The organism is Streptococcus sp. SM3 (genome assembly GCF_027497875.1).
In genome coordinates, this window is sequence record NZ_JAJNSA010000152.1 from 1 (window position 1) to 3,588 (window position 3,588).

A 3,588-nucleotide genomic window follows, 5' to 3' on the forward strand; every position below is an offset into this window, starting at 1 on the left:
TTTTGGTTCCCAATAACTAGGTATAGAAGTATTCGGTGTTCCACCTGTTAAAATATTAGCATGATCTCCTAACTTTAATTGTTCCCACTCATTCCCAAACTCAAACTCTTTATAACGTCTCTTTGGTATGTTTTTATTATTCGTCATTATAGCACCACCAGTTCCTTCATCATCGCTTCCAACTCTTTTTCAAGTTTAGAGATTTCATCATCTAGACTGTCCAAGGTTTCTGAGTAACGACTATTAAGTTCTTCTAGGACTGCAATTTCAGCTTTGAGAGGGGATTTGACTAATTCTTCAACTTTGTCAAGAACTGAACCAAACCATTTTTTATAAAGGACTTGATCTACTTCTTCATCTGTCAATTGTGTGATACGTTCTGCAACCAACTCTTTTAGCTCAAGTTCTTTTGTTTTAATGGCTTTATTGATAGTTGATTTTTCTTTGCTTAAATCATCCACTTTCTTGAGAAGTTCATAATCGACTGAACCTTTCTCAGCGTCCTTCAAGCCAGCTTTCACCAGTTTACTTTCAAAACTGTCTTGGGCCTCTCCCTCGTTGTTCTTTTTGAGAGTATCATAGAGAGCATTATACTCGTCACTATCTTCTACCTTGGCATTTTCTACCAGCTCATTCAACTCGCTATCAATTTCAGAAACACTGAATTTTAGACCTTCGATATCAGCTAGCTCATCCCCGTAGAACTCACTAGCGATTAGTTCATTCGGAATGATAACACCATTCCATCCGTCTTGGACTTTTTCCTTGTTCTTACCCTTGGAAATCATGTTAGGTTCACGAGTTCGACCAGCTTCATAAAAACCTAGTTGTTCAATCAACTCTACATCATGAGACAGGTACTTAGTCCAAATCTCTGCCATGATTTGGTAGCCATCATAGATACTCAATTGTTTAAATTCTGATAAGCGGTCTTTGATTGCTGCCAACATCTCTTCTCTCAGTTGTCGAGGAGAGATATCAGAGTTCAATTGGTGCAATTTTGCCCAGTATTCTTCTAAGTATTCTTGGATAGAAGCTATTACTTTCACCGTTTCTTCTGTCACTACTGGACTAGATAGTACTGCTTCTGAAAATTCTTCAATAGATTGATTCAATTCAAAGTAACCGGGGCGCTTCTCAGTGAGTGCCTGACCCAGTAGTTCTGGAGCTGCCTGATGAAGGGCTACTAAACTCTTGATATTGTTTTCTGGAATGCCACCGTATAGATGGGCCTCCACATCATGAGGAATTTCTTCGTCAATAGCTGTAACGTAACGAGGGATGTTCATGTTGAACTCGTTTTGAATCAACTCTTGACGACTTGCTAAATGGCTATAGCCTTTTTCTTTGATACGATTCTTGTAAATATCTACGATTTTTGCAATGTCTTTCTCTTGGAGGGCATTTTGTTTCCCAACTTTGATAAAGTTACGGGATGCATCAATGAAAAGAACTGGTTCGTTTAATTCACGATTTTTCTTCAAAATAATAATACAAACCGGAATACCTGTATTTGTAAAGAGATTACTTGGTAAACCAATAACTGCATCAATCTGATTTTTCTCTAATAGACGTTTTCGAATTTCACCTTCAGCAGAACCACGGAAGAGTACACCGTGCGGTAGAACAATAGCCATAGTACCAGTAGTAGCTAGATGGTAAAGACCATGAAGTAAGAAAGCAAAGTCTCCTTTTGAATCTGGAGGAAGGACACCTGCAATTTCAAAACGTGGGTCACTTGGTTTTAGACCGACACGATTCCAATTCTTAATCGAATAAGGAGGGTTCATAACGACTGCATCAAACTGGACTCCTTCATTTGGACGTTCCGGATCTTCCGGCCAGTCTTGCCCAAGAGTATCTCCATTTTTGATGCTCATCTTCTCTGGACGAACTCCATGAAGCAAGAGATTCATACGAGTCAAGTTATAAGTTGCGGTATTTTTTTCTTGCCCGTAGTAATTGAGACTTTTCTGTAGTTCCTCTGGCAAGTGTTTTTTTACGGTTAACAAGAGAGAACCTGAACCTACTGTCGGATCATAAATAGAAGTAATATTCTCATTTGTAGCAACGATTTGAGCCATAACTTCACTGACTTGATGTGGCGTGTAGAATTCTCCAGCCTTCTTACCAGATTCCATAGCAAATTGACCAATCAAGTACTCATAAGCATCTCCAAGTACATCCCCATTTTGAAGAGCTACCATATCCAAATCTTCAAATAGACGTATCAGTGCCTGTATGTTTTTATTCTGCTCATTCAGGTTGCTGCCAAGGGCTGTATCTTTTAAATCCAATGTTGAACTTGAAAAAAGATCTTTGAAATCATCTGAACCCTTGGTAACAGCAATGCTACGTTCGAATTGGTTAAGGCTATCAATTACTTTCTGAACTTCAAAATTCCCGGCGTTCATATCTTGGATCCATGTTTGATATAGATGTTCAGGACGCACAAAATATCCCAAGATGTCCCGAATCATTTTTTCTAGTTCAGTTCCATATTCTTGATGGGCAGTTTTATATTCTTCAAACCAATCTTCTTCCTTAGAAATACCTGCGGTTGTCGCAAATGTTTTCAGAGTCTGGTCACTCAAAAATTTATAAAACATAAGGCCCAACATGTAGTCTTTATATCGACTAGCATCCATGGACCCACGTAATTCATTGGCACCATTCCATAAACGTGCTTTAATTTCTTCTGATGTAATCATCTAACTCCCCTTTTTTAACTTCTTTCAAAGAATCAAATTGCTAAATTGTTCATTATTTGAAATCGCAACCATTGGCTTTGTATTAGGCCAAACTCCAAATATATTATCTATAGAATTATATCATAAAATTAAAAATTATGTCTGTTGTACTGGATAAGATAAAAGCTTAAAACAAACTCAATTTTTGTGATTGATTTTGTTTCACAAAAAAAGTGGACAGGTGTCCACTTTTTTTACGAAATGTTAAAATGACATATCTGAGTTTTACCGATTTTACGATTAGAACTACCTTACTATTTTTGTTTATTTTTTCGCTTAGTTACTGATAAACCTAGTACACTAAGAATTAAAACTCCAATTAATCCAAGAGTGCTTTTTTGTTGCTATTAAAACTTAGGTTTGATTTAATCTTCTTTCTTATTTTTTGCTCGAATTTGTTCAATTTTTTCCCATAATTTCCTCTCTTTTCTCGCAGCCCAGCTATTTGGATGTTTTTTTATATAATGTCTTTCTCTTGCCGAGACTGTATTTTTCCATCTTAGACTTTTGTTAATCAATGGCCTCAAGATTTCTTTATCACCTGTTTTTAAATAATTTAAAACCTCATTTCCATATTGATATTTCTTTACATAACCTAAATAATTGCCCTGCCAATGGCTATTATTCTCTTGAAAAATTTGGAAGCTACACAAAGAATTAAGTAGTTTTTCTGATAAATCTAAAATATGTGTTGCATATATCTCTTCTATTTCTTCATAACCTAGATATTCGTCAGTATATTTTCCAAGTTTATCATCTAAATTATCTTTGGTTATAGAACATATTAAATCGTTATCCCAAATTTCATTACCATATTTCTCCTGAATTTCTTCTGAAC

Annotated in this window: 1 protein-coding gene and 1 pseudogene; both read right to left on the reverse strand. The window is 36.0% G+C overall.

Annotated elements, in window-relative coordinates; genetic code table 11:
• Positions 1-146: 146 nt before the first annotated feature.
• The gene (locus tag PAN06_RS13295; RefSeq protein WP_269796563.1) at positions 147-2,711 is read right to left on the reverse strand and encodes a type I restriction-modification system subunit M; all 2,565 of its coding nucleotides are present in this window, start codon (positions 2,709-2,711) and stop codon (positions 147-149) included.
• Between the two features lie 404 nt (positions 2,712-3,115).
• A pseudogene (locus tag PAN06_RS13300) lies at positions 3,116-3,588 on the reverse strand (hypothetical protein); the annotation flags it as partial.

Bases quoted from the DNA above. Each gene is read 5' to 3' on its own strand.
- PAN06_RS13295 (WP_269796563.1), bottom strand. From the start codon at position 2,711: ATGATTACATCAGAAGAAATTAAAGCACGTTTATGGAATGGTGCCAAT.